27 protein-coding genes are annotated in these 24,252 nt (G+C 46.9%); 9 read left to right on the forward strand and 18 right to left on the reverse strand.

The genetic code is table 11. From position 1 onward, the window contains the following. The 6 genes from LG272_RS08705 to rpsB form a co-directional block, all read right to left on the reverse strand. Positions 1-864 (reverse strand): phosphatidate cytidylyltransferase, encoded by an 864-nt coding sequence (locus tag LG272_RS08705; protein WP_126758952.1) that lies wholly within the window; start codon positions 862-864, stop codon positions 1-3. 1 nt (position 865) lies between these two features. Next, the gene (uppS, locus tag LG272_RS08710) at positions 866-1,639 is read right to left on the reverse strand and encodes a polyprenyl diphosphate synthase (RefSeq protein ID WP_126758953.1); all 774 of its coding nucleotides are present in this window, start codon (positions 1,637-1,639) and stop codon (positions 866-868) included. 81 nt (positions 1,640-1,720) lie between these two features. Further along, positions 1,721-2,242 carry a ribosome recycling factor gene (gene frr, locus LG272_RS08715; RefSeq protein ID WP_404409981.1) on the reverse strand — a complete coding sequence of 174 codons (522 nt, stop codon included), beginning with the start codon at positions 2,240-2,242 and terminating at the stop codon, positions 1,721-1,723. 76 nt (positions 2,243-2,318) lie between these two features. After that, positions 2,319-3,065, reverse strand: coding sequence for a UMP kinase (gene pyrH, locus LG272_RS08720; RefSeq protein ID WP_092855274.1), 747 nt, complete (start codon positions 3,063-3,065; stop codon positions 2,319-2,321). A 114-nt stretch (positions 3,066-3,179) separates the two neighbouring features. Then, the gene (tsf, locus tag LG272_RS08725; RefSeq protein ID WP_126758955.1) at positions 3,180-4,058 is read right to left on the reverse strand and encodes a translation elongation factor Ts; all 879 of its coding nucleotides are present in this window, start codon (positions 4,056-4,058) and stop codon (positions 3,180-3,182) included. Between the two features lie 25 nt (positions 4,059-4,083). After that, the gene (gene rpsB, locus LG272_RS08730) at positions 4,084-4,815 is read right to left on the reverse strand and encodes a 30S ribosomal protein S2 (protein ID WP_126758956.1); all 732 of its coding nucleotides are present in this window, start codon (positions 4,813-4,815) and stop codon (positions 4,084-4,086) included. Positions 4,816-5,085: 270 nt separating this feature from the next. Here rpsB and map point away from each other — a divergent pair, with 270 nt between their 5' ends. From map to dapD, 3 genes are read left to right on the forward strand one after another with little or no spacing between them, the layout of a single operon-like run. Continuing rightward, positions 5,086-5,874: a type I methionyl aminopeptidase gene (gene map, locus LG272_RS08735; protein WP_404407999.1), complete on the forward strand. Its 789-nt coding sequence runs from the start codon at positions 5,086-5,088 to the stop codon at positions 5,872-5,874. Positions 5,875-5,880: 6 nt separating this feature from the next. Then, positions 5,881-8,484 (forward strand): [protein-PII] uridylyltransferase, encoded by a 2,604-nt coding sequence (glnD, locus tag LG272_RS08740; RefSeq protein WP_404408001.1) that lies wholly within the window; start codon positions 5,881-5,883, stop codon positions 8,482-8,484. Positions 8,485-8,529: 45 nt separating this feature from the next. Beyond that, positions 8,530-9,354 carry a 2,3,4,5-tetrahydropyridine-2,6-dicarboxylate N-succinyltransferase gene (dapD, locus tag LG272_RS08745; protein WP_404408003.1) on the forward strand — a complete coding sequence of 275 codons (825 nt, stop codon included), beginning with the start codon at positions 8,530-8,532 and terminating at the stop codon, positions 9,352-9,354. Here dapD and truC read toward each other — a convergent pair. Both truC and LG272_RS08755 read right to left on the reverse strand, forming a co-directional pair. Next, the gene (gene truC / locus LG272_RS08750) at positions 9,351-10,088 is read right to left on the reverse strand and encodes a tRNA pseudouridine(65) synthase TruC (RefSeq protein ID WP_126758960.1); all 738 of its coding nucleotides are present in this window, start codon (positions 10,086-10,088) and stop codon (positions 9,351-9,353) included. The genes dapD and truC overlap by 4 nt on opposite strands. Next, positions 10,081-10,425 carry a YqcC family protein gene (locus LG272_RS08755; protein WP_092855290.1) on the reverse strand — a complete coding sequence of 115 codons (345 nt, stop codon included), beginning with the start codon at positions 10,423-10,425 and terminating at the stop codon, positions 10,081-10,083. The genes truC and LG272_RS08755 overlap by 8 nt, the downstream gene beginning before the upstream one ends. 72 nt (positions 10,426-10,497) lie before the next feature. Between LG272_RS08755 and LG272_RS08760 the strand changes: the two genes are divergently transcribed. Both LG272_RS08760 and LG272_RS08765 read left to right on the forward strand, forming a co-directional pair. Further along, positions 10,498-11,523, forward strand: a complete 1,026-nt coding sequence (locus tag LG272_RS08760) for a DUF3549 family protein (protein ID WP_404408006.1) — start codon at positions 10,498-10,500, stop codon at positions 11,521-11,523. Then, positions 11,520-11,831, forward strand: a complete 312-nt coding sequence (locus LG272_RS08765) for a DUF3301 domain-containing protein (protein ID WP_404408008.1) — start codon at positions 11,520-11,522, stop codon at positions 11,829-11,831. The genes LG272_RS08760 and LG272_RS08765 overlap by 4 nt, the downstream gene beginning before the upstream one ends. Here LG272_RS08765 and LG272_RS08770 read toward each other — a convergent pair. The 3 genes from LG272_RS08770 to syd form a co-directional block, all read right to left on the reverse strand. Then, positions 11,828-12,163 (reverse strand): DUF962 domain-containing protein, encoded by a 336-nt coding sequence (locus tag LG272_RS08770; protein ID WP_126758963.1) that lies wholly within the window; start codon positions 12,161-12,163, stop codon positions 11,828-11,830. The genes LG272_RS08765 and LG272_RS08770 overlap by 4 nt on opposite strands. Beyond that, positions 12,150-12,812: a GNAT family N-acetyltransferase gene (locus LG272_RS08775; protein WP_404408010.1), complete on the reverse strand. Its 663-nt coding sequence runs from the start codon at positions 12,810-12,812 to the stop codon at positions 12,150-12,152. Before LG272_RS08775 ends, LG272_RS08770 begins: the two co-directional genes overlap by 14 nt. A 129-nt stretch (positions 12,813-12,941) precedes the next feature. Beyond that, a complete protein-coding gene (syd, locus tag LG272_RS08780) occupies positions 12,942-13,517 on the reverse strand; it encodes a SecY-interacting protein (protein ID WP_404408012.1) in 576 nt (191 codons plus the stop codon). 95 nt (positions 13,518-13,612) lie between these two features. Between syd and queF the strand changes: the two genes are divergently transcribed. The 4 genes from queF to LG272_RS08800 all read left to right on the forward strand — a co-directional run bounded on the left by queF (position 13,613) and on the right by LG272_RS08800 (position 17,313). Further along, on the forward strand, positions 13,613-14,443 hold the full coding sequence (gene queF, locus LG272_RS08785) for an NADPH-dependent 7-cyano-7-deazaguanine reductase QueF (protein ID WP_126758966.1): 831 nt from the start codon (positions 13,613-13,615) through the stop codon (positions 14,441-14,443). Positions 14,444-14,462: 19 nt separating this feature from the next. After that, complete coding sequence (gene ppnN, locus LG272_RS08790) at positions 14,463-15,818, forward strand: nucleotide 5'-monophosphate nucleosidase PpnN (RefSeq protein ID WP_126758967.1); 1,356 nt, start codon at positions 14,463-14,465, stop codon at positions 15,816-15,818. A 22-nt stretch (positions 15,819-15,840) separates the two neighbouring features. Continuing rightward, positions 15,841-16,212 carry a DUF3192 domain-containing protein gene (locus tag LG272_RS08795; RefSeq protein ID WP_126758968.1) on the forward strand — a complete coding sequence of 124 codons (372 nt, stop codon included), beginning with the start codon at positions 15,841-15,843 and terminating at the stop codon, positions 16,210-16,212. Positions 16,213-16,308: 96 nt separating this feature from the next. Beyond that, positions 16,309-17,313: an isocitrate dehydrogenase gene (locus LG272_RS08800; protein WP_126758969.1), complete on the forward strand. Its 1,005-nt coding sequence runs from the start codon at positions 16,309-16,311 to the stop codon at positions 17,311-17,313. A gap of 87 nt (positions 17,314-17,400) precedes the next feature. On the opposite strand, the gene rlmM is transcribed toward LG272_RS08800, so the two are convergent. The 7 genes from rlmM to LG272_RS08835 form a co-directional block, all read right to left on the reverse strand. Further along, positions 17,401-18,492 (reverse strand): 23S rRNA (cytidine(2498)-2'-O)-methyltransferase RlmM, encoded by a 1,092-nt coding sequence (gene rlmM, locus LG272_RS08805; protein WP_404408015.1) that lies wholly within the window; start codon positions 18,490-18,492, stop codon positions 17,401-17,403. Positions 18,493-18,620: 128 nt separating this feature from the next. Further along, the gene (locus LG272_RS08810; RefSeq protein WP_404408017.1) at positions 18,621-19,256 is read right to left on the reverse strand and encodes an alpha/beta family hydrolase; all 636 of its coding nucleotides are present in this window, start codon (positions 19,254-19,256) and stop codon (positions 18,621-18,623) included. After that, complete coding sequence (locus tag LG272_RS08815) at positions 19,249-20,151, reverse strand: transcriptional regulator GcvA (protein ID WP_198678571.1); 903 nt, start codon at positions 20,149-20,151, stop codon at positions 19,249-19,251. Before LG272_RS08815 ends, LG272_RS08810 begins: the two co-directional genes overlap by 8 nt. Positions 20,152-20,157: 6 nt before the next feature. Next, positions 20,158-20,922 (reverse strand): SDR family oxidoreductase, encoded by a 765-nt coding sequence (locus tag LG272_RS08820; protein WP_404408019.1) that lies wholly within the window; start codon positions 20,920-20,922, stop codon positions 20,158-20,160. A 21-nt stretch (positions 20,923-20,943) separates the two neighbouring features. Then, on the reverse strand, positions 20,944-21,837 hold the full coding sequence (gene mmsB, locus LG272_RS08825; RefSeq protein WP_404408021.1) for a 3-hydroxyisobutyrate dehydrogenase: 894 nt from the start codon (positions 21,835-21,837) through the stop codon (positions 20,944-20,946). Between the two features lie 100 nt (positions 21,838-21,937). After that, positions 21,938-23,062 (reverse strand): enoyl-CoA hydratase/isomerase family protein, encoded by a 1,125-nt coding sequence (locus LG272_RS08830; protein WP_404408023.1) that lies wholly within the window; start codon positions 23,060-23,062, stop codon positions 21,938-21,940. A gap of 32 nt (positions 23,063-23,094) precedes the next feature. Further along, complete coding sequence (locus LG272_RS08835; RefSeq protein WP_126758976.1) at positions 23,095-24,252, reverse strand: acyl-CoA dehydrogenase family protein; 1,158 nt, start codon at positions 24,250-24,252, stop codon at positions 23,095-23,097.

A 24,252-nucleotide genomic window follows, 5' to 3' on the forward strand; every position in this document is an offset into this window, starting at 1 on the left:
TCAGGTTAAAAACCACAGGTAGGAGAGCGTAAATATCGGTAAAGCGGCAGTTAAACTATCGATACGGTCAAGTATACCACCGTGACCAGGTAATAATGAGCCACTGTCTTTGACGCCAGCACAACGCTTGAACATACTCTCGTTCAAGTCGCCAAATACCGACGCCACCACTGTCACTAAACCGGTAATGTAGTAGCCACTAAATTGCTCAGCAGGTATTTTTAGCCAGTGAGCCAATACCATCATGACCACAAACGCCAAAGTAATACCACCACACAAGCCTTCCATCGTTTTACCTGGGCTTACCGAGGGCATCAGCTTGTTGCGACCATATTTTACACCAGCAAAGTATGCTCCGACGTCTGCAGCCCAAACTAATAGCAATACAAACAGTACGGCGAAACCACCAAATAACGGCTGCTCCTCATAATTTAAAGAGCGAACAGCAACTAAGCCAGCCCAAGCAGGAATAAGAGTCAACAATCCAAAAACGCCAACAATCGAACGCGTGCGAGACCACACTCTTCTGCTTCGCGGGTAATTAATTACCAGTGCTGTGGCGACCAACCACCATACGCAACCAATAATAATCAACGTATAAATGATCGGATCAAGCGCGCCATCTAACCAAACTTTGTCCAGTGGCACTAACCACATCAGCAATCCGAGAAGAGCAGCAACAAACACAGTGTAAGCTATACGTGCACTCGTACGAGTTACATTCATAAGCGGAGCCCATTCCCAGGCGCCGGCAGTCATTAGCCCGATAACGGCAATAGCAAACCATAACAATGGCAGCCCAAACACCGCATATAAAGCTAATGGGATTAAAATAAGTGCAGTTAATAAACGTTGTTTCAGCAAACTAATCCCCGGTTGTTACGTCGGTATCTAAAATGGCTTGTTGCAGTTGCTCACTGGTGAGTCCGAAACGTCTTTCGCGACAGCTAAAATCTGCAATGGCAGCTGCAAATTCTCGGTCATCAAAATCTGGCCATAATACCTTACTAAAGTAAAACTCTGCATAGGCTAATTGCCATAACAGAAAATTGCTAATTCGGTGTTCGCCACCTGTTCTTATTAATAAATCTGGCACAGGCTGATCGGCTAATTCAAGCTGCTTCGCTAGTTGCTCTTCAGTCACTTGCTGCGGCGTTAGCTGCCCAGCTGCAACCTGCTCGGCTAATTTACGCGCCGCTTGGGTGATATCCCAATGGCCACCATAATTCGCCGCGATATTCAAGTTTAGCGCGGTATTGCTGGCGGTCAGCGCTTCCGCTTCCTGCATCTGCTTTTGTAAGCGTTCACCAAATGCTGATTTATCACCAATGATTCGCAAACGTACATTGTATTTGTGTAGCTTTTTCACTTCACGTTTCAATACGGTCATGAATAATTCCATCAGTACTGAAACTTCTTGTTCTGGTCGCTTCCAGTTTTCACTACTAAACGCAAACAAGGTTAACGATTCGATACCCTTTTTGCGAGCAAATTCAACCGCTGCGCGAACCGCTTCTGCACCCGCTTTATGACCAGCTGTGCGGCGCTTGCCACGCATTTGCGCCCAACGCCCGTTGCCATCCATGATGATTGCCACGTGGCGTGGAATTTTTATTGTCGAGACTTCCGTTGTTGTCATAGGTGATGCCATACAAGAAAAAACGCCGTGCGAGTATACCTGACACGGCGCTGTCCACCAACGTGGAATACGAGTAACTGCTTAAACTTCCATCAAGTCTTTTTCTTTTTCTGCCAGCAGCTCATCAATTTTTGCGATGTAGGTATCGGTCAGCTTTTGAATTTCATCGGTCGCTTTACGTTCTTCATCTTCTGTAATTTCTTTTTCTTTCAATAATTCTTTCAGATCAGTATTCGCATCGCGACGGATATTACGAACCGCAACGCGGCCCTGCTCTGCTTCCGCGCGCACTACTTTTACCAAGTCACGACGACGCTCTTCAGTCAGCGGTGGCAATGGCACACGAATCACGGTGCCAGCAGCCGCTGGGTTCAATCCGAGATCCGAGGTCATAATCGCCTTTTCAACCGCACCGCTTGATGATTTATCAAATACGGTAATAGCCAATGTACGCGAATCTTCAACGGTGATATTCGCTAATTGCTTCAACGGGGTATCCGCACCGTAATAAGGCACCATAATGCCATCCAAAATGCTTGGATGTGCGCGACCAGTGCGCACTTTTGAAATTTGTGAGCGCAGCGCTTCAACGCTTTTTTCCATACGCTGCTTAGCGTCTTGTTTAATTTCGTTTATCACGTTTTTATCCTTTCAATTCTTAATGCACAAACAAGTTGGTTTATGCTTGCTCAATCACGCTTTCACTGGCTATTAGTGTACCTTCTTCTTCGCCCATAATCACGGCTCTTAACGCACCCGGTTTATTCATGTTGAACACACGGATAGGTAGGTTATGGTCGCGAGCAAGCGTAAATGCCGCCAAGTCCATCACTTTAAGTTGCTGTTGTAACACATCATTATAGCTAATTTGACGGAATAATTTAGCATTAGGATCTTTCACCGGGTCGGCAGAAAACACGCCGTCGACTTTCGTCCCTTTAAGCACTAAATCAGCTTCAATTTCGATGCCTCGGAGGCAAGCGGCTGAATCAGTGGTAAAAAATGGATTACCAGTACCGGCGGAGAAAATCACCACACGGCCGGATTTTAATAAACTGATTGCGTCAGCCCAATTATAGCTGTCACACACGCCATTTAACTCAATGGCTGACATCAAACGTGCATTGACGAAGGCACGATGCAGTGCATCACGCATGGCTAAACCATTCATCACCGTGGCCAACATGCCCATATGGTCGCCAACGACGCGATTCATACCCGCTTTCGCTAAACCTTCACCACGAAAGAGGTTACCGCCACCTATCACCAAACCAACTTGAACGCCCAGTTCAACCAACTCTTTTATTTCCTGAGCCATGCGGTCTAAAACTTTTGCATCAATGCCAAATGGTTCATCGCCCATCAACGCCTCGCCGCTTAGTTTCAAAAGTACACGGCGGTATGCAGGTTTGCTACTTGGTGTCATCAGTTCGCTCCATGTTCAGGTTTTAAGGGGGTTCACCCTAAAAAAAAACCGCATCCTGCCGAGCAGGATGCGGTTTCTATTATCGACTGTCTGTCGTCGGCAGCGTCATTGGCATTAAGCCTTTTTCGCAGCTGCCATTTGCGCTTGAACTTCAGCAGCGAAGTCTTCAGCTTTCTTCTCAATACCTTCGCCCACTTCAAAGCGAACAAAAGTAAGAACGTCAGCGCTTTTCTGCTTCAGTAAGTCTGCAACAGTGATTGATGGGTCTTTCACGAAAGCTTGACCAGTTAAGCTGATCTCGCCAGTGAATTTACGCATACGGCCTTCAACCATTTTCTCAGCGATGTCTTGTGGCTTACCACTTTGCATTGCGATATCTAGTTGAATTGCACGCTCTTTCTCAACCACTTCAGCTGATACGTCTTCTGGCTTCACAAACTGTGGCGCGCTTGCTGCAACGTGCATTGCTAAATCTTTAGCTAAGTCAGAATCACCACCAGTGATTGCAACTAATACACCAATACGACCGCCGTGAACATAAGCTTCAACCAAGTCACCACCTTCAATAGTGATAACGCGGCGAACGTTCATGTTCTCACCGATTTTCGCAACTAATGCTTCACGAACTTCTTCAACAGTACCATCACCGATGTTGGTCGCTTTAAGCTTCTCAACGTCAGTTTCTTTGTTGGCGAATGCCGCTTCGATAACTTTCTCACCGAATGATAAGAAGTTGTCATCACGTGCAACGAAGTCAGTTTCACAGTTCAATTCAACCAAAGTACCTACGTTACCTTCAGTCTTAGTCAGGATTACACCTTCAGCAGCTACGCGACCAGCTTTCTTAGCTGCTTTCGCTTGACCACTTTTACGCATATTCTCGATCGCCGCGTCGATATCGCCGCCGGTCTCTTCTAATGCCTTTTTGCAATCCATCATGCCAGCGCCAGTGCGCTCGCGCAGTTCTTTAACCAGAGCTGCTGTAATAGCCATGTATTTGTCCTCTAATCAGATGACTTTATTCAGTTTCTTCAGCTTCAACGAAATCGTCAGCTTTACCTTCAACAACTGCGCCGCGCGCGTCGTTGATAGCTGCCGCTGCTGCATTCAAGTACAGTTGTACTGCACGAATCGCATCGTCGTTACCAGGAATTACGTAATCAACGCCATCAGGGTTTGAGTTAGTATCAACAACCGAGATAACTGGAATACCCAAGTTATTCGCTTCTTTAATTGCAATGTGCTCGTGATCAGCATCAATTACAAACAATACATCTGGCAAGCCAGCCATATCTTTGATACCACCAAGGCTCTTCTCAAGCTTTTCCATTTCGCGGGTATTAACCAACGCTTCTTTCTTGGTTAGCTTTTCGAAAGTGCCGTCTTGGCTCATGGTTTCGAGTTCTTTCAAGCGCTTGATTGATTGACGGACAGTTTTCCAGTTCGTCAACATACCACCCAACCAGCGATGATTTACATAAAACTGCTTACAGTTAATTGCAGCTTCTTGTACTGAGTCTGATGCCGCACGCTTAGTACCAACAAACAAAATTTTACCTTTGTTTGAAGCAACGTGTTGCAAGAAGTTCAACGCATCGTTGAACATCGGAACAGTTTTCTCAAGGTTGATGATATGAATCTTGTTACGCGCGCCAAAAATGAACGGCTTCATTTTTGGGTTCCAGAAACGGGTTTGGTGACCGAAGTGTACACCAGCTTTCAGCATGTCACGCATTGACACGTTTGCCATGATAATTTTCCTTTTAAAGGGGTTATGCCTCCATACATCCCATAGTTCGACCCGCAACGTTCAATCGTGTTTTGGGCACCCCGAGCTATGTGTCGATGTATGTGTGTGTTTAAGTTAGTTTTCATGCAATCAGAAATTGCGGGCGCTTTATACCATAAACCAGCGGTATAAATCAAGTTTTCTATGCCTATCGCCATGCTTCACGATGCTGTGGTTTGCTGGTAAACTACGCACAATTTTATTGTCTTAAGCAGGAATTTGTAGAGCCTCATGAGTATTAGTATTAAAACGCCAGAAGAAATCGAGAAAATGCGTGCCGCCGGCAAGCTTGCTGCCGATGTTTTAGAAATGATCGGCCCGTATATAAAAGCTGGCGTAACCACCGCAGAAATCGACAAAATCTGTCACGATTACATTGTTGACCATGGCGCTGTTCCTGCTCCCTTAAACTATCATGGTTTTCCGAAATCGGTCTGCACCTCATTAAATCATGTGGTTTGTCACGGTATCCCAAATGAAAAGCCGCTCAAAGAAGGCGACATCATGAATTTAGATGTCACCGTGAAATTAGATGGCTACCACGGCGATACCTCGAAGATGTTTGTCGTTGGCAAACCAAGCATCCTCGCTGAACGCTTGATACGTGTTACCCAAGAGTGTTTGTACATGGCAATCAAAATGGTCAAGCCAGGTATGCGCACAGGCGATTTTGCGGCGGTTATTCAAAAGCATGCGGAACAACATGGCTATTCGGTTGTGCGCGAATATTGCGGACACGGCATTGGCGCAATATTCCATGAAGAGCCACAAATTTTGCACTACGGTACAGCCGGCACGGGCGATCTGCTGCAACCGGGTATGTGTTTTACCATCGAACCGATGATCAACGCCGGTAAACGCCACACCAAACTAATGCGCGATGGTTGGACAGTATTAACCAAAGATCGCAGCTTGAGCGCCCAATGGGAGCACACATTATTAGTCACCGAAGATGGTGTCGAAGTGCTAACTCTGCGTAGCGATGAAGACCTGCCGCGCGTTATTCGACATACGAGTTAATGCATCATGCTTAGCGCCCCTCCCCGTTGGCCCAACCCGGTCACTTTGAGTACGGGGCGCGAATGCCTCGAGGCTTACCACACTTGGCTGGCTGATGCCTTTGTCACCGCGGATATCGATTTTCTTCTCGCCCACCGCAGTGAATTTATCGACACATTACTGCAGCAGTTATGGCAACAATTTCACCTCGATCAAAGCCACCTTAGCCTAATTGCTGTCGGTGGCTACGGTCGTGGTGCGCTGCATCCGCAATCGGACATTGATTTACTGTTTCTTCATGCCGAACCACTATCATCGGCAGAACAAGAGAACATTCAGCATATCATCCAGTTTTTGTGGGATCTGCGTCTTGATGTTGGGCACAGCGTCCGAACTCCAGCCCAGTGTATTGAGCAAGCAGCAGATGATGTCACCGTCGCAACCAGCTTGTTAGAACAGCGCTTACTATGCGGCAACAAACCCCTAGCAGAGCAATTCTTATGGCAAGTTCAACGTGAATTTCCGTGGTCGAGCCGTGCTTACTATCAAGCCAAATATGCCGAGCAACAAGAGCGTCATCAACGCTATCACGGCACCGCCTACAACCTTGAGCCCAACGTCAAAAGTACCCCCGGTGGTTTACGTGACATTCAAACCATCAGTTGGATCGCCAAACGTCATTTTCACACACAAAATGACGAGACCTTAGTTCAGCATGGCTACATCACCGCCGAAGAGCTTCTGGAGCTCAGAGAATATCAACAGTTGCTCGGGCGCATTCGCTTTGCCCTGCATTTAGAAGCCGAAAAGAAAGAAGATCGATTACTGTTTGATTACCAACCGGGAGTTGCCGCACGGTTGGGTTATGGTCAGCCAGGCAAACATGCAGTAGAAGCCTTAATGAAAGATTACTTTAACGCGGTAGTTGGCGTCACTGAACTCAACGATATGCTGCTGCAGTTTTTCGAACAAAGTATCTTGACCAGTAAGCACGTTGAACCGGTGCAACTTGACGACAATTTTGATGCCTACGGCCCCTTGATTGCCGCTCGACATGAAAACGTTTTTGCTGAGCCTCGTAATTTACTTCAGTGCATGTTGTTGGTGGCAAAACATCCTCAAATAAAGCAGTTACAAGCACAAACACTTCGGTTATTACGCAACGCACGTCGGCAATTGCGTCAGCCTTTAAACAATGACGCGGAATGTCGCCAACTGTTTATGCAACTGTTGCGTCACCCCAACGGCTGCGGCGACGCATTTCGACTGATGCACAAACATCAATTAATGGCTAACTATTTACCGCAATGGCAGCAAATTGTTGGACAAATGCAGTTTGACCTTTTTCATGCGTATACAGTTGACGAACACACATTTCGACTCGTCCGAAACTTATACCGTTACAGTGATTCGGAGTATGCAGAGGAGTTTCCGCTGTGTGCCGAGATTTTGAAAAATATGGATAAGCCCGAGCTTTTATACCTCGCGGGTATATTTCATGACATTGCCAAAGGTCGCGGCGGCGATCACTCCGAACTCGGCGAAATTGACGCCTTAAACTTTGCTCGCCTGCATGAGTTAAAACCTGACGATGGCAAACTGATCGCTTGGTTGGTACGCCATCACTTAGTGATGTCGGTTACTGCGCAAAAACGTGATATTCATGATCCTGAAGTGGTACGACAATTTGCAGAACAAGTTGGCAACCGTCGCTATTTAGATTACTTGTATTGCTTAACTGTTGCCGACATTCGCGCCACCAACAGCAGCTTGTGGAATAACTGGAAAGCGACACTTTTAGAGAATTTGTACCAATCAACCGCACAATTTCTTGCGCAAAGTAAACCGTCACCGGCTGGCGAAATGCGCCAGCGGATACATCAGCATCAGGCACACGCCATGGGGCTACTGCTCAGCCTCGGCTTTGCCGCAAAAGCAGTCAATGAATTATGGAGTCGGTTTACTGCGGACTATTTTCTACGGCATCAACCCGAGCAAATTGCCTGGCATTCACAGTATATTCTGCAGCTCGAGTCGGATGAACAGTTACCGCTGATTCTCGTTGGTGATGAAAACAATCAAGGCACGACCGAATTATTTGTTTATCATCTTGAACACGAAAACTTATTTGCTGCAGTGGCAGCAGTCTTAGATAGTCAGGCACTTAGCATTCACGATGCGCAGATTTTGGCGACTCGCGATGGCTATGTCATGGATACCTTTGTCGTACTTCAAGACGACGGTGAGCCGCTCACAGACATCCGTCGCATAGAATCCCTTAAACAACAGCTTCACGACGTATTGCGACAACGACAATCAGCGCCAAGCGCGCAGCGGCGTTTACCACGACGACTGCGTAGTTTTAATGTCGCCACCAAAGTTGAATTTGTTAGTGAGCGGAATCCTCGTCGTACCGCATTTGAACTAACCGCGCTTGACCGACCCGGATTAGTAGCCCGCGTCGCAAAAGTACTACAGGCATTGGATTTAAACATACTTACCGCTAAAATCACCACGGTTGGCGAGCAGGCGGAAGATTTATTTATCGTGACCACCCGTCGTAATGAAGCCTTAAGTAACGAACAGAAACAGCTATTGCGTGAGCAAATCATTGCTGCACTCGATCATTAATAAGCGCCGTTTCAGGCGTATTATCAAGTAGTTATAGGATATTTCATGAGCACACTACAAGAACGAATTGAAGCCGCATTTGAGCAACGAGCGGATATTTCACCAAGCCGAGTCCCCGCTGATCTGCAACGCGACTTAACTGAGGTCATTCAGAAAATCGATCAAGGTCAATATCGCGTCGCAGAAAAAGTCGACGGCCAATGGGTCGTCAACGAGTGGTTAAAAAAGGCCGTGTTACTGTCGTTTCGCACGCAAGATAACCACGTGATGAATGGCGGTGAAACCCGTTTCTTCGATAAAGTCGATAGTAAATTTATTGGCTATGATGATGCTCGTTTCCGCGCTGAAGGCATGCGTGTTGTGCCTCCTGCGATGGTGCGTAAAGGCGCATTTATCGGCCGTAACGTCGTACTGATGCCGTCTTATGTCAATATCGGTGCTTATGTTGGCGAAGGTACCATGGTTGATACCTGGGCAACCGTTGGTTCATGTGCGCAAATCGGTAAAAACGTTCACCTTTCTGGTGGTGTTGGTATTGGTGGGGTATTAGAACCATTGCAAGCTGCGCCAACCATTATCGAAGACAATTGCTTCATTGGCGCACGCTCAGAGATTGTTGAAGGCGTGATTGTTGAAGAAGGCGCTGTTATCTCTATGGGTGTCTACATTGGTCAAAGCACACGTATTTATGATCGTGAAACTGGCGAAATTCATTACGGTCGCGTGCCTGCCGGAGCCGTTGTCGTGCCGGGTAACTTACCTTCAAAAGATGGCTCGTACAGTTTGTATGCGGCCATTATTGTGAAGAAAGTTGACGCAAAAACACGCGCAAAAGTCGGCATTAACGAACTTCTGCGTGCAGCTGATTAATTCGAATCAACAAACGGCAGTAACAAATCTTCTGGCAACGGCAGTTCAATACGAACTGCCGTTTTTGTATATGGGTGTTCAAACGCTAATTCGGTTGCCGCCAGCATCAAACGATGCAGGTTAAAATGCTCTCGAAAAAATCGGTTATGGCGACCATCGCCATGATGGCTGTCACCGATAATGGGATGCCGCAAATGCGCCATATGACGGCGTAATTGATGTTTTCGACCTGTCTTAGGTTTGAGCTCCATTAGCGAGTAACGTGATGTCGCGTGACGCTTCCCAACAGCGAACGGTAACTCAATTTGCTTGAGGCAACGATACTCAGTCACTGCTTCTTGTGCCTCTTTATTCGGGTCGGCCTGAGCATCAGCAATTTTATCCAATTCTTCTTTCAACGGATAATCGAGTATGCCATCGCTTAAATAACCGCGAACCACGGCGTGGTAGGTTTTCTGTACCTGACGATTAGCAAATAACTCGGTGGTTAAGCGTGCGGTATCGGCATCTTTAGCGAACAGCAAAATACCAGAGGTTGGTCGATCAAGACGGTGAACCGGATAAACGCGTTGGCCAATTTGGTCGCGTACCTTTTGCAGTGCGAACTCCGTCGCCTCACGCGCAATCCAACTGCGATGGACTAATAAACCACTCGGTTTATCAATCGCAACGAAGTAGTCGTCATGGAAAAGTATTGTCAATTCCGAGTTCGAAGCAGAGTTTGAATTAGACATCTTCAGCTAACGGGTCCGCCCCACTCAGCAGAATATCGAATTCTCGTAAACTTGAAATTAGCCCTTCATGGTGCTCAAGCTCTTCACGATAGACATGGGTGGCCATTGGACTAACGGCAATATTTTGCGGTAGTGGATGTTCGCCATCAAGCATAGCCCACATACGCGGCAACATAATAAACTGTAGCCACTGGTGAAAATCTAGCGTATCCATTGCAAACGGTTCTGTACTTTCCAGCGCTTGCGCCGAAGGATAATGCGTTTGCCACAAGCCCAAACAGTTGAGTTCGGCTTCAATTCGTTCTAATAAACGCGCTGCGCGTTGTCGTTGGTCCATGACTACCTCCACGACTTATTTTAGTTATAATGGCCGACATCTTTAAGCAAAATGACAAATGTTGCAAGTTTCATGACCATGACAAACCTAGCTGAGTTACTCAGCGAAAGCCAGAGCGATTATCTCGTTTACGATTTAGGCCGCCGCGTTCAGGCTATAGATACCGACACGTTCAACGCAATTTGCGCGCAACAACGCCCTTACCCTTACCCGCTGCAAGACCACGCTTGGTTTGCGGTGGTGTTTTGGCCGAAACAACAAGCTGACCAGCCGGAACCGTTTTTGTGGTTCCTAAAAATGCCGCTCGACGAACGCGGTTTGCTCAACCACGCGGCACAGCAAGAGTTTATGGCGCATGTCATCGCATTGCTCGGCCAGCAAATTACTGGGGCTCTCAATGACGAGCAAGAGCAACAGTTACAACAGTCAGCATATTTGTTCACGCCATCTGAAGCCAAACGAGCGGCAATACACGCACAACTTACCGCCAATTGGCAACGCCCGCCTTCACGCTATTTCCCTGCGGCGCTCGAAGAACTGCATTCGCCAACTCCTGAAGGTTGGCAACAGTTAGGTCTACAGGGCATCCACGATGTGGTTGTTCGCTTACATGCTCACCCAGAAGTTACAAAAGCGCTGGCATTGCAATTTGAAAGCTACCCGGAAGCACTCCAAAATGCCTTAGCTGAGGCACTCGAACATACGCAGCCGCCGCAAGAGTTAAGTGACAAGTTGCTGTCTTTGATAAATGCACCACGGCAACAATTGCGGCTCAATGCATTGCGAGCGCTCGCTGGTTGCGCCAATGAGCCACAGTTACAAGAGTTGTTAGCCCAACGTATGCCGGTGGCAACCGCTGATGAGTTGGTTATTATTGTCGCACGGCTCTGGCCAGCTTTATGTGGTCACGGTGAATTGATGGAGCCATTTCTTGTCCGGGTCGCTCAACTTAACAATGCAGCTCTGTTTGCTGGCATTGTGCGCGACCTTTTGCGGTTACCCGAGACCCGAATATTTGCTTTGGGGTTAGTGCAACGCAATGATTTACCTGTGGTGCTTTACCAGGCGTGGCAACAATTCATTGGAGCTAAGTTATGATTTTGGCTGATGCCATATTATTGCTTGTAGTTGGCTTTGTCGTTTTATTATTTTGGCAAGGGCGACGTCAGGCCGAGCACGCACGACGCTATGTTGAGCAGTATTGCAAACAACATCAATTGCAGTTTTTAGATATTGCCTGGCAAAGTGGGCGCCCAGCTAAACGAGCTCGTCACATTGGCTGGCTAAGCACCTATGAATTTGGTTTTAGCAGTGATGGCGAGAGTCGATACGCCGGGCGAGCAACCTTACTGAATTTGCGTTTAGTTAATGTTGAGGTGCCGCCCCATCGAGTGCCAAGTATTTAATTAGATGGGCGAGAGTTCTTTGGTCCGGTTTTAATTCCAATCAGGCTTAGTAAAAACTGACCATACATCACCCAGTCCCCCAATAACGAATAAGCCGGATACTTGAATGTCGCCGGCTTGTTGTGTTCAAAACCGAAGTGCCCAAGCCAAGCAAAACCGTACCCCACCAATGGAATGGCTAATAACCAGAGCCATTGCTGCGTAAATACTGCATATGCAAGCACCACCAGTACCAAGGTACTACCGATATAATGCATTGCCCGACAACGCGGGTCAGCATGCTCCGCCAAGTAATACGGATAGAATTCAGAGAAACTCTTAAATTGCACGATTCACCTCTTGTGCTTGCCCACGAGACTGAAACAATAATTTGCCACGAATGTCGCCAACGTCAAGCTCTTGAACCAACTCATAGCCATTTTGTTCAAATAGCTTCAGGTGCTGTGGTTGGGTAACATAAACCGCCAGACCGCGTGACTGAGGTTCTTCATCCAAGGCCGCTTGCGCGGCGCGCACTAATAGATCGCCCCAACCTTGCTGCTGATATCGCGGACTTACCGCAATGAATGCCAGCATATGGTAATCATCACCACCAATAATCTCCTGAATTAAACGTTCTTTTTCAAGCAGTTGCATGGTGCTAACGTAGCCTGCAGTTAATAACATTTTCAGGCGCCAGTGCCAGTATTTTCCTGGACCGAAACTCTTACCAGGCTGGGTCAAACAAACCACCCCAATTAATGATTCACCATCAAAAACACCCAGCATAGGTTGTTGTGCTTCCCAAAACGCCATCAATTCTTCACGTATCGCCGCTCGCAGACGTTTTTCATAATCCGGCTTATCCGCCTGAAAAATCGACATCAGTAAGGCATCATCATGATAGGCTTGATACAGCAACGAAGCTGCCATTTTTAAATCTTCAGCAACTAAATAAGTTAATTGCCCTTCACGTAATTGAGCGGGATTTATTGTTGTCATTATAGGCTCTTTCCTTCGTACTCGGTTTGGTGAGCGCTACTACACCGATACCACCTCAACGCTCGGATACATTACAATTACAAACAACTCACACTCAAATTACTTGATCCAGATCAATTTGGCTATACCCTACGCCTCTTCATCGCTGACAATTCTTGGTTTAATTTTTTCAATAAAAGCCGCCAATGATGGCGCCAATATTTCATGTTGTGGCTGTCCTACGAATTCTAAACCTACTTGGCCTGATTCGTTATCAACGGTTATTAACAAGTCATCGGATTCTTCGGCCAAGCCAATAAACAACGTAATCGGTTGACGTAAACGACGCTTCATTAACACATGCCCCGCTAAATTGGCTTGTAATCGCTCGCCGTCTTCGCGACAGTGGTTTTGTAATAAAATTAAAGGATGATTGTCGTACTCGACATTGAGATCTGCTGCGAACCAACGTCCGTAAAAAGTAGCAATGTCCGGATGAAATGGTTGTTCAAGCGCATTAGCAAGATCATCAAATTGCAACGGTTCCTGTTGTAAAATAGGTTGCCATTGAACTTGCCCATTCGCTTCTGTCTCGTCAGCGTGGTGTTGACAATAAATGGGGGCTTGCCAATCGTCATGCGCCTCTGTTAGCAACGGTGTATTCGCTTCGGCGTAGGCGGCGCGATAACGGTGAATAAATTCATCAAATACGGAATCAAGTGACATGAATCAACCCTATGGTTTTTCTGGTAAGTCAATGATAGCGGCGCTACAATGGCCGACTGCATTAAAAATAGTAGTGTAACAGGTAATTAAAATCGATGAAGCAAGAGCTTGCCCATTTAAATTTGGGACAACCCACACAATATCCAACGCATTATGACGCCTCGCTGTTGCAGGCGGTACCACGCCAGCTTAACCGAACGCCTATTGGCCTCGAAGAAGGTGCTAGTTTACCTTTTCATGGGGACGATATCTGGCACGGTTACGAACTATCGTGGTTGAATAGTCTTGGTGTGCCGCAAGTGGCGATAGCAGAGTTTCGGGTACCTTGTACAAGTAGCAACCTCATCGAGTCAAAGTCATTCAAACTTTACCTTAATAGTTTTAATGAAAGCCGTTGGAATAGTTGGGCTGAAGTGCAAGAACAACTTGCTATCGATTTATCCAACTGTGCAGGCACCTCTGTTGCAGTGCGTCTTGATACCCTACAACAAGCCCAAAGAATGGCTTTTGGCGATTTGCCGGGGCATTGTATTGATGAGCAATCTATCGAAATAGATTGTTACGACTATAATCCTGAGCTGTTGCAGTTGAGCTCGAATAACACGGTGTCTGAGACACTTCACAGTCACCTGTTAAAATCAAACTGTCTCATTACAAATCAGCCAGACTGGGGGTCCGTATTGATACGCTACCACGGTCCGGCAATTGACCATGCAGCCCTTCTTCGCTACATCATCTCATTTCGACATCACAATGAGTTCCATGAGCAATGCGTTGAACGGCTTTATATGGATATAAAATCGCGACTCAAACCATCACAGTTAACTGTTTACGCGCGTTATACACGCCGCGGTGGCTTGGATATAAATCCATTTCGTTCTGATTTCGAGCCAACACCTCAGTCTGTGCGGTTAAGTCGCCAATAATAATGAACAAGGAAATAATATGAGATTTAAAATTTCTCCTCGCGGTAGCATGAGCCTGCTGTCGCAACTGGAAATTAACCGATTACAACAAAGTAGCGATGAGCAACTCTACCGCTTATTCCGTAACTGTTGCTTGGCGGTTTTAAATGCCGGTAGTAATACCGATAGCAGTGAAGAGATATTCGAAAAATATAAAGATTTTGACGTTAATGTCATCAAATGCGAGCGCGGCGTACAACTTGAGTTGGTCAATCCGCCGGCTGAAGCCTTTGTGGATGGCAAACTGATTGCCGGTATGCAAGAGCTAGTTGAAGCGGTATTGCGCGATATCTTGTTTACTGGTGAACGTTATAACGCACAAACACTCGACTCGGCCGATACCCATACCCTTACGCACGTCGTATTCGATATTTTGCGTAATGCGCAAGTGGTGCAACCCAATCTTGAACCCAATGTGATTGTCTGTTGGGGAGGCCACTCAATTAATGAAGTTGAGTATAAGTACACCAAAGAAGTTGGATACCAACTTGGTCTGCGTAGCTTGAATATTTGTACCGGCTGTGGCCCTGGCGCCATGAAAGGTCCTATGAAAGGCGCTACTATTGGCCATGCCAAACAACGTATTGTGGACGGACGTTACTTAGGTTTTACTGAACCAGGAATTATTGCAGCAGAACCACCTAACCCAATTGTTAACGAGTTAGTCATTCTGCCTGATATCGAAAAACGTTTAGAAGCATTTGTGCGCTGTGCGCACGGTATCGTGATTTTCCCAGGTGGCGCAGGAACAGCCGAAGAGCTACTTTATATTCTCGGTATCTTAATGCACCCGAATAATCAGCGTCAGGTACTACCGATTATTTTGACTGGCCCTGAGAGTAGCCGTGGTTATTTTGAAGCGATTGATGACTTTATTACGGCTACTTTGGGTGACGATGCGCGTAAGTTGTATCAGATCATTATCGCCAACCCAGCTGAGGTTGCGAAAACCATGACTCAGGGCGCACAAGCAGTAAAAGAATACCGCCGAGATACTGGTGACTCTTATTGCTTTAACTGGACCTTGCACATCGATGAAGCGTTCCAACGTCCATTCGTGCCAAACCACGATAATGTGCGGAACCTAAATCTTCACCGTGAACAAGAGCCGCAAGCTTTAGCCGCCGATTTGCGACGAGCGTTTTCCGCCATTGTTGCTGGTAACGTGAAAGATGATGGTATTCGAGCGATTCGCAAACACGGTGTATTTGAAATTCATGGCGAACGCGACATGATGAAGAAGTTGGACGTATTGTTGCGGGCATTCGTCGAACAAAGCCGGATGAAACTGCCAGGTTCGGTATATCATCCATGTTATCGCGTAATTACTGATTAATATTGCTAGGGAGGCGCAGCCCATGTCAAAGATGCTAAAGGTCGTACTTATCGGCTTTGCCATTTATGCGGCAGCTGCTGCGCTGGTTCTGCATTTTTATCAAGCCGACCCTGAAAATATGAGTTGGCAGGAACGCGAAACCTTTAATTTGAAACAAATCGGTCGATTAAACCTCGGAACACCGCGCGATGACGTGATTCGGCTGCTCGGTTCGCCAGATATTAGTGAAGCAAAAGCAACCGATAATGGCGAAGTGCTGATTCTTTTTTATCGTACCCATCATGTGAAATCAGATGGTATTACGACTCGCGATGAATGCACGCCGTTGTTATTTAAAGATGGTGAGCTCATTGCTTGGGGTGCTGATGCTTATAGCGAATATCAATCGTTTTAATGACGCTTAACACCATTCAGCACGCCGAAATCTGCTATAGTTCGCGCCAATTTCGTACTCCCATTTGACGACCAAAGAAGTAAGAAGGTACCAGCAATGAGCACCACAATTACCGTGATCCCAGGTGATGGCATCGGTCCCGACATCATCGATGCAACATTAAAAATTCTTGATAAGGCCGGCTGCGAATTTAATTATGAATTCGCTGATGCTGGCTTAGCGGCCTTGGAAAAAACTGGCGAGCTATTACCACAAGCGACACTTGATGCCATCGCGCGCAACAAAGCAACCTTAAAAGGCCCTCTCACCACTCCTGTGGGTGAAGGCTTCACCTCTATCAACGTTAGCTTACGCAAGCAATTCAACCTTTACGCTAACGTGCGACCGGTAAAATCGTTTAAAGGTACTAAAGCACGCTATGAAAATATCGACATCATCACTGTGCGTGAAAATACCGAAGGCATGTACTCAGGCTTAGGCCAAGTGGTTTCCGAAGACGGTTCTGAAGCCCAAGCCATGAGTAAAATCACCCGCGCAGGTGCTGAACGTATTGTTCGATTTGCTTACGAACTTGCGCGTCGTGAAGGCCGTAAAAAAGTAACCGCGGTTCATAAAGCTAACATTTTGAAATCAACGTCAGGTTTATTCCTTAAAGTTGCGCGTGAAATTGCAGCGGAATATCCAGATATTCAATCTGACGAAATGATTGTTGATGCGGTGTGCATGAAGCTTGTCATGAACCCTGAGCAGTTTGATGTGATTGTTACCACTAACTTATTTGGTGATATTTTATCTGATCTCTGCGCTGGCTTAGTTGGCGGCTTAGGTATGGCACCAGGTGCTAACATTGGCGACAAATCAGCCATTTTTGAAGCGGTTCACGGCTCGGCGCCAGATATCGCTGGACAAAACTTAGCGAATCCAACGTCTGTTATTTTGGCAGCCATTCAAATGCTCGAATACCTAGGCATGCAAGATCAAGCAAAACGTATTCTTGCTGCCGTTACTGACGTAATTGCCAGTGGCGACCGTACTACACGTGATTTAGGTGGTACTGGTGGTACAACCGATTTCACCCAAGCGGTCATTGATCGCCTGTAATATAAGTTACTTAACGATAATAGCGAAAAGCCCAGTTCCTAACGGTTCTGGGCTTTTTTAGATATGAATTAAAATGTGCTGTGGCAATTACAGCCAGCGAATATGAACCGTGATCTCTTCGCGATCGTGATACAGTTGTTTGGCCTGTAATTCAAACCGACCACGCCCCTGCTCAACAAGCGTCTGTTTAATCTGTTCAAGATATTCCGCAACTGCTGCGTAGCGTCGCTTCATTGGCAGTTTCAAGTTGAAAATCGCTTCCTTGCAATCACCATCAATCAACCAACTCGTCATTAATTCACCTACACGAGCAGGTTTCTCAACCATATCGCAGACCAACCAAGTCACATTTTTCTTTTTCGGACGATACTTAAAGCCATCTTCACGAATATGCTTCACTTGACCAGTTTCCATCAAACTTTCAGCCATGGGACCATTATCAACGGCTTGCACCATCATCCCACGACGCACCAACTGATACGTCCAGCCACCAGGCGCTGCGCCCAAGTCAACCGCATTCATTCCAGAGGTAATCCGCTCTTCACGTTCGTGCTCTGGCACAAACACTTGAAACGCTTCGTCAAGTTTTAGCGTTGAACGACTTGGCGCATCACTTGGCGAGCGTAATCGTGGAATACCCATCAACCAAGGCGATTGGTTAAATGAGTAGGAAAAACCAATATACACTTCCTGATTACTTAAAAAGAACGCATGTAACGTCGGTCGACGGTCGCTCTCTTTTGCAGTTAACCAGTCAATTTTGCGTAATCCTTGACGTAATGGCACGGTGAATTTGCGACAAAACTTTGACAGCTCTTTGCCATCGTTGGTATCCGGCGTTTCCACACGAATATCACCACAGGGTTTCACGCCAGCAAAGGCCTCTTGCACATCCTCGTCGAGTAGCGCGACTTGCACCGCACTCACCCGATCTTCTTGCGGCAGCTCAGTGACATGCGCCAAGATCACGATGAATTGGCGTGTGAAGATTAATTCAGTAAGAATTAATTTTTTCGCTAAATGCTCGGCTTCTTCCGATTGGCAGCGATAGACCACAAAGCCTTGCTGCGGCTTGGTTTGGCAATAGCCATAGATACCGAGCGCTGCGGTTTTATCTTGCAGTTCTGCGGCACAATCATTTTCAAATCCGGGCCGACAATAGGCCACAATTCCGGTCATTCATAACCCCTTGGTAAAAGCGTTATTCGTTATTCGATCGCTTCGCTGTTCGAACGCTGCGCTCTTCGTGGTTTGGTTCCACGAACAGCGCGAAGAGCGCACGAACAGTGAACGAAGTGAACGGACGACTAACGAACAACGCTTTTTATTAGTTTCGATACTTCGTTTACTGCCGCTTGCCATAACTGCTCGCGCGTATAGCCACTGCGCTTCGTTGGCTCAAGACTATGATCACCACCCTCAATCCATTTTACCGCAACATTCGCCGGCATTTGATAATGGCGTACCTGTTCAGGCTTACCAAAGTTATCGCGCGTTCCTTGAATAATCAGGTTCTGTTCACAGCGATTATTTAAGTCATCCAGTCTGAGATTGTCAGGTTTACCAATTGGATGAAATGGAAAGCCTAGGGCGATGGCGGCTTTGGCATTCAGTTCATCAGCAAGCCGAAAAGCTACCCGCGAGCCCATTGACTTACCCATTAAAAACAAAGGTTTACCATCATTGAACTGGCTTGCTACGGTGCGCATACAATGTTCGAGTTCCGGCATTCGATTCGGCGGGCGTCGCACACCTGAATCCATAAATTTTTGCCAATATGGAAAATTAAAGCGAATCACTTCAATATCATTAAGCGCCAATGCTAGCGCGACATATTGCATAAAATCGCTTTGTAAACCAGCACCTGCACCGTGTGCAAAAATCACCCGATATTGGCCATCGGCGTTATCGCGATGAATCGCAACACGCTGGTTATCACTCATAACTGTCCTCTTCTTCCTCGACTACTTGTAGTAGCCAATTTCGGAAGGTGGCGATTTTACCGACTTCTGACTGAGAGTCACGACAAACAAGATAAAAAGATTTTTGTCGCGGTAATGCTTCAGGGAATATTTGAATCAAATGCCCCGCATCAATTTCCGGTTTAACCAATACGTTATTCGCTAACGCAATGCCCTGCCCATGTACAGCTGCTTTTAATGCTAAGTTAGAATGGCTGAAAATTGGGCCGTTATCGCCTTTATCTTTATCAATACCAACCAACTTAAACCAATCTTTCCAAGCGTTGCGAGTTTCATCATGTAGCAACGTGTGATTCAATAAATCGCGCGGTTCACGCAGAGGCTTGGTACCGTTGAGTAACAGTGGCGAACATACTGGAATCAGGTATTCATTGTGCAACTTGTAGGCTTTTAAGCCCGGCCATTTGCCAGCACCGTAATAAATAGCAACGTCGACATCATCGGTAAGTGAGCCATCCACTTCATCAACGGCGCGAATGCGCACATCGATATCCGGATAAGCCTCGCGAAATCGACTCAAGCGCGGCACGAACCACAAAATGGCAAAACTTGGGGGTAATGAAATCGTTAGTGAGCCTCGTTGACTCGCAAACTTCACCTTTTCAGTGGCCTGAACAATGTGATCAAAAATTTCTTTTAGTTCAAGATAGTAGGTTTGGCCTTCGGGGGTGAGTAACAACGAGCGATTGCGGCGTAAGAATAATTGAACCCCCAAAAACTCCTCTAGCGCTTTTACTTGGTGACTCACCGCTGCTTGGGTAACAAACAATTCATCAGCTGCCCTCGTAAAACTCAAATGTCGGGCAGCAGCTTCAAACGCTTTTAAGGCATTTAATGGGGGTAATTTACGCATCAGTACTCGTTATAGTCGAACGCCACCGTCTATTTCTATCACACGTCCACTAAAGAAGTCATTCTCAATAATATAGCGCGCACTGTGGGCAATCTCTTCTGGCTGCCCCCAACGACGTAACGGCACCATACTTAAGGCACGTTCGACAGCTTCTGGCTTCATTTGTGCTGTCATTGGTGTTTCGATAAACCCTGGTGCAATCGCGCCACAACGAATACCAAATCGACCTAACTCACGCGCCCACGTTACTGTCATCGCGACCACACCGGCTTTCGTTGCCGCATAGTTCGTTTGGCCAATGTTGCCTGCACGCGCGACGCTCGAAATATTAATGATAACGCCCCCATGACCAGCTTTTGCCATGTGAGCAGAGGCCTCGCGGCCGCACAAGAAGCTACCGGTTAGGTTAACATCTAGCACAGATTGAAATTGTTGCAGTGGCATTTTGTGAGTAATTTCACCGTCTTTGCATTTAATCAACATGCCGTCGCGCAAAATACCGGCGTTATTGATCAGCACGTTAACCGCACCAAAGTCTGCAACGATATCATTAAACACCTGCTCAACTGCTGCCTCGTCGGTCACGTTAACCACGTAACCTTTTACTTTCTTGGCACCTTTAGCGCTGCAAATACCTTCCGCTTCAGTAAGCGTATCGGCATTCATATCAATCAGCGCCAATTGCGCGCCCTCAGCGGCAAAATGTTCCGCCATTGCGCGGCCTAAACCTTGTGCGCCACCGGTAATTACAATGGTACTTTCAGCAATTTTCATAATTTATCCGCTAATTATCCGTTATTTTTTATTCGCTTTAACGAAATTAAAGATACTCGAGAAGTCTTCGCGACCATGTCCGAGCTGCGACCAACTGCGATATAAATTGTGCGTCAATCCACCCATTGGCGTCGCCGCACCACTCGCTAACGCAGCTTGTTGCGCCAAACCAAGATCTTTACTCATGAGATCAACTAAAAAGCCACCTTGGTAGCCGTTGCTCGATGGCACATTATCCATCACACCAGGGCAAGGATTATATACATCTAAAGTCCAGTTACTACCGGAACTCTTCGACATAATCTCCGAAAGCACTTTCGGGTCAAGCCCATGAGCAATACCCAATTGTAGCGCTTCTGAAGTACCGACCATCAACACCGACAGCAACATGTTATTGCAAATTTTCGCAACTTGACCCGCACCCGTATCACCAGCGCGGAAAATGTTTTTCCCCATGTGCTGCAATACATCTCGCGCACGCTCTACTGCAGCGGTTTCACCACCACAAATGAACGTTAATGTGCCGGCTTTCGCCCCACCAACACCTCCAGAAACTGGCGCATCGATAAACGAAATATTTTCCGCTGCTAATGCCTGTCCAACCTTTCGTGCCGTTTCTGCGCTAATGGTACTGCAATCGATTACGAGCGTGCTGCTAGGCAATTCGTGAATCAAGCCGTTATCACCTAAATAAACACTCTCAACGTGTTTATCTGCAGGTAACATCGTAATCACAAAATCAACGCCGTGCGCTGCTTCATTCGCCGAACTGGCCACGCGACAACCTGCATCTTTCGCAGCCTGCAGTGCCGCTTCGGCTAAATCAAAGACGTTGACCTGATGGCCGCCTTTGACAAGGTTCGCAGCCATCGGGCCGCCCATATTGCCAAGCCCAATAAATCCAACATTCGCCATAATTAAATCCCAATTCGATATTTGATAATGGATATTAGATATTAGAAAACAAAAAAGCCGGCTAATATCCAATATCTAATAGCTCAAAACGTTTTTGCTCTTATTTTCCTAAAGTTGCGAGTGGGTGTTCGCTTGCCGCCCACGGCGACGTGAAAAAGCCATCAACCTCTTCCGCCGAAACCTCACCAACCGAACCATGCTGCCACTTTGGCTGCTTATCTTTATCAATTAACAACGCCCGAATACCCTCAGCGAAATCACCGCGCATCGCACATTGAACCGATAATGTTAATTCAAGACGGAAGCAGTCAGCTAAACTCAAATCAGCGCCGTGTTGTAATTGATTCCATACAATATGCGCCGTCATTGGACAACCTGCAGCTAGTGTTTGACGTGCACGAGCAAGCCATTTGTCATCCGTCTTGTCATTCACGATTGCTGTGACAACCGACTCGATATCCGCGTCATGCGTTAACTTTTTAATTAATTGCTGATGCGCTTCTACCTGTCCAGCCGGTCGTTGACTGCTATCGCGCATGCCAATACCGTTGAGAACATCGGTTACTTTCTGGTGATTTAATGCCGCCGTATCACCCCACTTTATGTCTTTTAAACCGGCAAGCACATCGTCTTTGCTGGTGCTCGCCACAAAGTGATCAGCTAACTTGAGATACAGTGCATCAGTGGCATTCATGTGCGCGCCAGTAATACCTAAAAACAGACCACAGCCATCAGGCATTTGGTTCAAGAAGTGGGTTGCACCAACATCAGGATATAAACCGATCGTTATCTCAGGCATCGCCAATAGCGAACGCTCAGTCACAATCCGATGGCTCGCACCGTTCATCAGGCCCATGCCACCACCCATGACAATGCCATGCCCCCAAAGCACAATTGGCTTAGGGAAAGTGTGAATGGCGTAGTCGAGTCGATATTCTTGGCTAAAAAAGTCAGCAACTTCGTCAACAAGTACACCTGGCTTTGCTTGCATGGCTTTGTACATGGCAACAATATCGCCACCAGCACAGAAAGCTTTTTCGCCAGCACCTTGCATAAATACACAGGCTATGGCGTCATTGTCTGCCCACTGTTGCAGTTGTGGTTGCAAAAGTTGAATCATTGGCAAGCTCAACGCATTCAATGATTTTTCTGAATTCAGCGTGATCACACCAATGCGCTTGCCGTTGCTTGCTTCAAGCTCGTCGAACAATACTACTGGATCCATTATGACCTCCTTTTAAGACAGAAAAGCCACCCTTAAAGGATGGCTCGGTCCATATCGGCGAGTAAGCGGCGTGCAATGATCACCCGCATAATTTCGTTGGTGCCTTCAAGAATTTGATGCACGCGGACATCGCGCACATGACGTTCCAGTGGATACTCTTTGATGTAACCGTAACCGCCGTGAATTTGCAGCGCTTCATTACATACTTGGAAACCAACGTCAGTGGCAAACCGTTTTGCCATCGCACAATAGGTCGTTTTGTCCGGATCGTTGCTATCCACTTTAAACGCTGCCAGGCGAACCATTTGGCGCGCAGCAACAAGCTCGGTTGCCATATCAGCAAGCTTAAACTGTAACGCTTGGAAATGACCCAACTCTTTGCCAAACTGCGTACGTTCGTGCATATAGTTCGTTGCAGTTTCCAGCGCCGCTTGCGCTGTTCCGACAGAGCATACCGCGATATTAATCCGACCGCCGTCCAATCCCATCATAGCGAATTTGAAGCCTTCACCTTCTTCGCCAAGCAGATTAGCTGCTGGAATTCGAACATCTTCGAAGGTAACCAAGCGTGTCGGCTGAGCATTCCAGCCCATTTTCGCTTCTTTTTTACCGTAACTAATACCCGCCGCATCGGCTGGTACAACAAACGCAGAAATGCCTTTCGGACCAGCTTCGCCGGTGCGCGCCATAACGACTAATACGTCGGTACTACCAGCACCTGAGATGAACATTTTCGAACCGTTTAACACATACTCATCGCCATCTTTCTTTGCGGTGGTGCGTAAACTTGCTGCGTCAGAGCCGGCACCTGGCTCAGTTAAGCAGTAAGAGCCTAACTTTTCACCCGTAACCAATTCTGGAACCCATTGTTCAATTACGTCTGGTTTCGCAAACGAACCAATCATCCAAGTGACCATGTTGTGAATGGTCATCATAGCGGTGGTTGCCGTACAGCCCATCGATAACTGCTCAAAAATCAACGCAGCGTCTAATCGGCTCATGCCGAAGCCGCCCGCGTCTTCTGGGGTATACATGCCCATAAAGCCCATTTCACCAGCTTTACGGAACACCTCAATTGGGAAGTGTGATTCTTCGTCCCATTGTGCAGCAAACGGGGCTAGTTCTTTCTCAGCAAAAGCTTTTGCCGTATCGACAAAAGCTTGTTGGTCGTCAGTTAAATTAAAATTCAT

It is taken from the genome of Pseudidiomarina marina, from assembly GCF_044807045.1.
In the GTDB taxonomy this organism is placed as follows: Bacteria; Pseudomonadota; Gammaproteobacteria; order Enterobacterales; family Alteromonadaceae; genus Pseudidiomarina; species Pseudidiomarina marina.

Excerpts from the sequence above, each read along its gene's own strand:
- uppS (WP_126758953.1), bottom strand. The coding sequence starts at position 1,639 with ATGACAACAACGGAAGTCTCGACAATAAAAATTCCACGCCACGTGGCA.
- frr (WP_404409981.1), bottom strand. The coding sequence starts at position 2,242 with ATGGAAAAAAGCGTTGAAGCGCTGCGCTCACAAATTTCAAAAGTGCGC.
- pyrH (WP_092855274.1), bottom strand. The coding sequence starts at position 3,065 with ATGACACCAAGTAGCAAACCTGCATACCGCCGTGTACTTTTGAAACTA.
- tsf (WP_126758955.1), bottom strand. The coding sequence starts at position 4,058 with ATGGCTATTACAGCAGCTCTGGTTAAAGAACTGCGCGAGCGCACTGGC.
- rpsB (WP_126758956.1), bottom strand. The coding sequence starts at position 4,815 with ATGGCAAACGTGTCAATGCGTGACATGCTGAAAGCTGGTGTACACTTC.
- map (WP_404407999.1), top strand. The coding sequence starts at position 5,086 with ATGAGTATTAGTATTAAAACGCCAGAAGAAATCGAGAAAATGCGTGCC.
- glnD (WP_404408001.1), top strand. The coding sequence starts at position 5,881 with ATGCTTAGCGCCCCTCCCCGTTGGCCCAACCCGGTCACTTTGAGTACG.
- dapD (WP_404408003.1), top strand. The coding sequence starts at position 8,530 with ATGAGCACACTACAAGAACGAATTGAAGCCGCATTTGAGCAACGAGCG.
- truC (WP_126758960.1), bottom strand. The coding sequence starts at position 10,088 with ATGTCTAATTCAAACTCTGCTTCGAACTCGGAATTGACAATACTTTTC.
- LG272_RS08755 (WP_092855290.1), bottom strand. The coding sequence starts at position 10,425 with ATGGACCAACGACAACGCGCAGCGCGTTTATTAGAACGAATTGAAGCC.
- LG272_RS08760 (WP_404408006.1), top strand. The coding sequence starts at position 10,498 with ATGACCATGACAAACCTAGCTGAGTTACTCAGCGAAAGCCAGAGCGAT.
- LG272_RS08765 (WP_404408008.1), top strand. The coding sequence starts at position 11,520 with ATGATTTTGGCTGATGCCATATTATTGCTTGTAGTTGGCTTTGTCGTT.
- LG272_RS08775 (WP_404408010.1), bottom strand. The coding sequence starts at position 12,812 with ATGACAACAATAAATCCCGCTCAATTACGTGAAGGGCAATTAACTTAT.
- syd (WP_404408012.1), bottom strand. The coding sequence starts at position 13,517 with ATGTCACTTGATTCCGTATTTGATGAATTTATTCACCGTTATCGCGCC.
- queF (WP_126758966.1), top strand. The coding sequence starts at position 13,613 with ATGAAGCAAGAGCTTGCCCATTTAAATTTGGGACAACCCACACAATAT.
- ppnN (WP_126758967.1), top strand. The coding sequence starts at position 14,463 with ATGAGATTTAAAATTTCTCCTCGCGGTAGCATGAGCCTGCTGTCGCAA.
- LG272_RS08795 (WP_126758968.1), top strand. The coding sequence starts at position 15,841 with ATGTCAAAGATGCTAAAGGTCGTACTTATCGGCTTTGCCATTTATGCG.
- LG272_RS08800 (WP_126758969.1), top strand. The coding sequence starts at position 16,309 with ATGAGCACCACAATTACCGTGATCCCAGGTGATGGCATCGGTCCCGAC.
- rlmM (WP_404408015.1), bottom strand. The coding sequence starts at position 18,492 with ATGACCGGAATTGTGGCCTATTGTCGGCCCGGATTTGAAAATGATTGT.
- LG272_RS08810 (WP_404408017.1), bottom strand. The coding sequence starts at position 19,256 with ATGAGTGATAACCAGCGTGTTGCGATTCATCGCGATAACGCCGATGGC.
- LG272_RS08820 (WP_404408019.1), bottom strand. The coding sequence starts at position 20,922 with ATGAAAATTGCTGAAAGTACCATTGTAATTACCGGTGGCGCACAAGGT.
- mmsB (WP_404408021.1), bottom strand. The coding sequence starts at position 21,837 with ATGGCGAATGTTGGATTTATTGGGCTTGGCAATATGGGCGGCCCGATG.
- LG272_RS08830 (WP_404408023.1), bottom strand. The coding sequence starts at position 23,062 with ATGGATCCAGTAGTATTGTTCGACGAGCTTGAAGCAAGCAACGGCAAG.
- LG272_RS08835 (WP_126758976.1), bottom strand. The coding sequence starts at position 24,252 with ATGAATTTTAATTTAACTGACGACCAACAAGCTTTTGTCGATACGGCA.